Below are 5,302 nucleotides of genomic sequence, written 5' to 3'. Positions count from 1 at the left end.
CGCCGCGAGCTCGCACCAATGGGTTATCGGTCATCTCGGCGCTGCCGTTCCCTTTTATAGTCGTTTCTTCGCGAACGCCGGGCACAGGCTTGGGCTTGGGAAGCTCAATAGAGTCGCGTGGTTCGCCGGCACGCCCGGCGCTGGTGACCCGGAGAAACAAGCATGTCCCGCAGCCCCACCCCACCCCGCCCTCCCGTCCCGCACGGTCCACGCCATCGTCGAGCGCACCCGGTACCCACACGGCGCCGGCGCGCGTCATGGAAGCGTCATCGACGGGTCACGGCACTGTCACCGCGGCTCACTACATTGCTTCGCAACAGTTTCGTCACCAAAAGGACACTCTGATGCGAGACCTCCCGACGCCTACCCAGCCGCTTTTCGACTCCCTGCCCAATGGCCTTGGCGGCCAGTCGGCGCGGAGGCGTCTTCATCGCCCGTCGGATACACCGGCAAATGAATCGCCTGTTCTCAGCGTGGCGTGGGCGCGCCATCAGGACGAAGTAGTCGAAGCCCAGCGCCTGCGCTACAAGGTGTTCGCCGAAGAGATGGGCGCGCGCCTGGCATCGAAGGTGCCGGAGCTGGACGTCGACATGTTCGACGCCTATTGCGACCACCTGATCGTGCGGGACATGGTCACGCTCAAGGTGGTTGGCACCTACCGCGTGCTGCCGCCGCACCAGGCCAAGCGCATCGGCTGCCTGTACGCCGAATCGGAGTTCGACCTGGTGCGCCTGTCGCACCTGCGCCCCAAGATGCTCGAGCTTGGCCGCTCCTGCGTGCACCGCGACTATCGCTCGGGCAGCGTCATCATGGCCCTGTGGGGCGGCCTGGGCGAGTATCTGCAGCGCTGGGGCATCGAGTCGATGCTCGGCTGCGCCAGCGTGCCGATGAGCGATGGCGGGCACTATGCGGCCAGCCTGTACCGGCTGTTCAGCGAGCGCTCGCTGGCGCCGATCGAGTACCACGCCTTCCCGCGCCTGCCGCTGCCTGTCGACGACCTCAACCAGCAACTCGAAGTCGAACCGCCGGCGCTGATCAAGGGTTACCTGCGCCTGGGCGCCCGCATCTGCGGCCTGCCCGCATGGGATCCTGACTTCAACGTGGCCGACTTCCTGACGCTGCTGCGCGTGAACGACATGAACCCGCGCTATGCCCGCCACTTCCTGGGCCTGAACCGCCCGGCCTGACGCGCCGCGGCGCATGAAAAACGGCGGCCCCTGGCCGCCGTTCCTGTTTGGCGCCCGGCGGCGCCACTCAGCGACTCAGGCGTACACCACCTTGTACCGCTTGCCAACGCGCTGCCACTCGTCGGCCTCCTGCGCGAGGCTGTATTCGACCAACGGATTGGCTTCGATCCAGGTTTTGGGCACCCGAACCTCGAAGCCCTCGTCAAGCGCGTCCGAGCGCTGCGACACCCGGATATCGGGCAGCGGCGCATCCGAACGCCGGCGGCACAGCACGAATGCCAGCCGCAGGCTGAACAGCATGCGCCAGTCGAGGAACTTGCCGCTGCCAGAAAGCTTGCCCAGCTTGCCGGCATGCCCGAGCAGCAGGGCAGCCAGGCGTGCCTGGTCGGTCTTCGAGAAGCCCGGCATGTCCGCGTGCGTGGCGATATAGGCCGAATGCTTGTGGTAGCCGCTGTGGGAAATCGACATACCTACTTCGTGCAGGCTGGCTGCCCAGCCCAGCAACCCCAGGTTGTCCTCACGCCTCTCATGGGGCGGCGGCTCCGGAAACTGAGACAACAACGTGGTCGCGGCGCTGCGCACGCGGGTCGCCTGGGAGCGATCCACGCCGTATCGGCGCATGAACTGATCCACGGTCACGGTGCGCATGTCCTCGTGGTGGCTGCGCCCGAGGAGGTCGTAGAGCACGCCGAGGCGCAACGCGCCATCGGTCACGTCCATGCGGTCAATGTCGAGTTCGGCGAACACGCCGAGCATGATCGAGAGCCCGCCCGGCAGCACCGGGATGCGATCCGCCTTCAGGCCCGCCAGCTTGACGCGATTGGTGTTCTCGGCCTTGACCAGTGCGCGCTTGAGCCGCTCCAGCCCTTCTCGCGTGATGCCATGCTCGGCCGGGTTGTCATTCATGCCGTTGAGTTCGATCAGCTCGGCCAGCGCCCGCGCCGTGCCCGATGAACCGACCGCCTGCTCCCAACCTGCCGCCCGATACTGGCGCACGAGCACCTGGATCTCGCGCCGCGCGGCCAGTTCGGCCTGCTTCATCGCGTACTCGTCGACGTTGCCGCTCGGAAAGAAATGGCGGCTGTGCGATACGCAGCCGATGTAGAGGCTTTCCATCAGCTTCGACTGGTAACCGCTGCCGATGATGAATTCGGTCGATCCCCCGCCGATGTCGACCACCAGCCGGTTGCCCTGGCAGACCGGCGCGTCGTGCGATGCGCCCAGGTAGATCAGGCGCGCTTCTTCGCGTCCGGCAATGACTTCGATCGGGAAGCCGAGCGCGGCCTCGGCCTCGATCAGGAACTCCGACGCGTTCTTGGCCACGCGCAGCGTGTTGGTCGCCACGGCCCGCACCTGGTCCGGCGGGAAATCGCGCAGACGGTCGCCAAAGCGGCGCAACGCGTCGATGCCGCGCCGCCGGGCCGGCTGATCGAGATATTTGTCTGGCGTCAGGCCTGCCGCCAGCCGCACCGGCTCGCGCAGGGCGTCGACCTGGAAGATCTGGCTGGCGGGGCCGTTGGCAGTGGGGGTTTCGTCCACTCGCCCGATCATCAGGCGAAAGCTGTTCGAACCCATGTCGACGGCAGCCAGCAGGCGTGGAGAGTTGTTCATTCGGTGTCTGGAAAGCTGAAACGCACGGGGTACAGGTTACCGCGCCGCAAGAGACTCGTGGTCCGCCTGGCGGCAGGCCGATACTCCAGAAAATTATGTCCTCACCATGTCAGCCTCATGACAAAATCAATGCGTCATAAAAGTGACATGAATTTATGGAAAAGTCGCCACATTACCAAAAGAAGGTCATGCCCATGTCGACGACACCGTCCAGCACGCTGCTCAATCGCGAGCTGGGCATTCTGGAATTCAACGCGCGCGTACTGGCACAGGCTGCCGACCCCAAGGTACCGCTGCTGGAAAGGCTGAAGTTCATCTGCATCGTGTCCAGCAATCTGGACGAGTTTTTTGAAATCCGTATGGCAGGGTTGAAGGAACAGATGCGCGACAACGCTTCCGGCCTCACGCCAGACGGCCTTTCCATCCAGCAGACTTATCAGCTTGTTACGGAGCGCACACAGCAGCTTGTGGCTTCGCAGTATGACATGCTGCAGAACGTCATTTTTCCCCTTCTCGAGAAGGAAGGCATCTTTTTTCACCTGACGACCACCTGGACCGATGCACAGCGCGAATGGGCCCGGGATTTCTTTGTGCGCGAACTGGGACCGGTCCTTACGCCGATCGCCCTGGACCCGGCCCACCCGTTCCCGCGTGTACTGAACAAGAGCCTGAACTTCGTGGTCGAACTGTCGGGCAAGGACGCTTTTGGCCGCGAAGCGGACCTGGCCATCGTGCAGGCCCCCCGCGCGCTGCCGCGCGTGGTGAAGATGCCTGAGAAGCTGTCGGGCTACCCATTCGGCTTCGTGATGCTGTCCTCGTTCATGCAGGGATTCGTGCATGAACTGTTCCCGTCGATCGACGTCCTGGGCTGCTACCAGTTCCGCGTGACGCGCAATTCCGACCTCTTCGTTTCCGAAGACGAAATCACCGACCTGCGCGAAGCGCTGCAGGGAGAACTGCCGACGCGCCACTTCGGCGACACCGTGCGCCTGGAAGTTTCCTCGGACACGCCGCCGGCGCTGTCGCGCCGGCTGTTGCTGGAATCGGGCCTCGGCGAGCAGGACCTGTATCGCGTCTCGGGGCCCGTGAACCTGGTTCGCCTGATGCAGATCCCGGACATGGTGGATCGTCCGGCGCTGAAGTTTCCGCCACACGTGCCGGCACCAGTCAAGCCATTCACGACCGGCGCACCGATTTTCGATGTCATCCGCCAGCAGGACGTGCTGCTGCACCATCCATTCGAGAGCTTCAACTCCGTGCTCGACCTGCTGCAGCAGGCCGCGATCGACCCGCACGTGGTGGCCATCAAGCAGACGGTCTACCGCACCGGCAATGAATCGCTGGTCATGGAAGCGCTGATGACCGCTGCGCGCAACGGCAAGGAAGTCACGGTCGTCGTGGAACTCCTGGCGCGCTTCGACGAAGAAACCAACATCAACTGGGCCGAGCGGCTGGAATCGGCCGGGGCCCATGTCATCTACGGCGTGGTCGGGCACAAGTGCCACGCCAAGATGCTGCTGTTCGTGCGGCGCGAGGCTGCCGGCGCCAAGGCCAAGCAGGTCAAGCTGCGCCGTTACGCCCACCTCGGCACGGGCAATTACCATCCGCGCACCGCCCGCCTGTACACGGACTTCGGCCTGCTGACCGCCAACGAGGCGATCTGCGAGGACGTTCACCACGTCTTCCAGCTGCTGACGGGGACCGCCGGCACGATCCGGCTGAACCATCTGTGGCAGTCGCCCTTCAGCATGCACAGCAACCTGGTCGAGCACATCCGCGCCGAGGCGCGCAATGCGCGGGCCGGCAAGCCCGCCCGGATCATCGCCAAGATGAACGCGCTGCTGGAGCCGTCCATCATCGACGAGTTGTACAAGGCGTCGCGCGCGGGCGTGAAGATCGACCTGATCGTACGCGGCGTCTGCGCGCTCATGCCGGGCGTGCCGGGCATGTCCGAGAACATCTCGGTGCGCTCGATCATTGGGCGCTTCCTTGAGCACCACCGCGTCTATTACTTCCTGGCGGGCGGCGAAGAAGTGCTCTACCTGTCGAGCGCCGACTGGATGGACCGCAACCTCTTCCGCCGTGTCGAGGTGGCGTTCCCCGTGCTGGACAAGGCCCTCAAGGCACGCGTCATCAAGGAAAGCCTGCAGGCACACCTTCGCGACAATGCCTCGGCCTGGATCATGCAGCCGGACGGCAACTATGTGCGCAAGCAGACGCGCTCCAAGCACCCGCACGTCTGCCAGAACGATCTGCTGGCCATGTTCGGCAGCGCATAGGCACGTGCGCAGACGAAAGAAAATGGCCCGCATTAGCGGTAATGCCGTTCAGTTAAGCGCTGAACGGCATTTTTCGTTGTTAGCCGCAGAAGCAGTTGTAAACCGTGAGCCGCAATGTTAACTTTGCGGCGCCGTGCTATCCGCTCACCTCAACTATCTACTCGAAGCCCAGCAACCATCCGACTTTGGTCGGCTCGGGCAGCATTTGCCCTACGAGTGGGTTGA

3 protein-coding genes are annotated in these 5,302 nt (G+C 64.1%); 2 read left to right on the top strand and 1 reads right to left on the bottom strand.

Annotated features, from left to right (window positions below; genetic code table 11):
• Window positions 1-344: 344 nt before the first annotated feature.
• The gene (locus KHO22_RS32205) at window positions 345-1,187 is read left to right on the top strand and encodes a GNAT family N-acetyltransferase (protein ID WP_211951244.1); all 843 of its coding nucleotides are present in this window, start codon (window positions 345-347) and stop codon (window positions 1,185-1,187) included.
• Between the two features lie 75 nt (window positions 1,188-1,262).
• Here the strand turns inward: KHO22_RS32205 and ppx are convergent, their stop codons facing one another.
• Complete coding sequence (ppx, locus tag KHO22_RS32200; RefSeq protein WP_211951243.1) at window positions 1,263-2,798, bottom strand: exopolyphosphatase; 1,536 nt, start codon at window positions 2,796-2,798, stop codon at window positions 1,263-1,265.
• A gap of 155 nt (window positions 2,799-2,953) precedes the next feature.
• Between ppx and ppk1 the strand changes: the two genes are divergently transcribed.
• Complete coding sequence (gene ppk1 / locus KHO22_RS32195; protein ID WP_211951242.1) at window positions 2,954-5,077, top strand: polyphosphate kinase 1; 2,124 nt, start codon at window positions 2,954-2,956, stop codon at window positions 5,075-5,077.
• The last annotated feature ends 225 nt before the right edge of the window (window positions 5,078-5,302 follow it).

The organism is Cupriavidus yeoncheonensis (assembly GCF_905397275.1).
Classification (GTDB): domain Bacteria; phylum Pseudomonadota; class Gammaproteobacteria; order Burkholderiales; family Burkholderiaceae; genus Cupriavidus; species Cupriavidus yeoncheonensis.
This window is presented reverse-complemented; position numbering and strand designations above follow the sequence as displayed.

Excerpts from the sequence above, each read along its gene's own strand:
- ppk1 (WP_211951242.1), top strand. The coding sequence starts at position 2,954 with ATGGAAAAGTCGCCACATTACCAAAAGAAGGTCATGCCCATGTCGACG.
- ppx (WP_211951243.1), bottom strand. The coding sequence starts at position 2,798 with ATGAACAACTCTCCACGCCTGCTGGCTGCCGTCGACATGGGTTCGAAC.
- KHO22_RS32205 (WP_211951244.1), top strand. The coding sequence starts at position 345 with ATGCGAGACCTCCCGACGCCTACCCAGCCGCTTTTCGACTCCCTGCCC.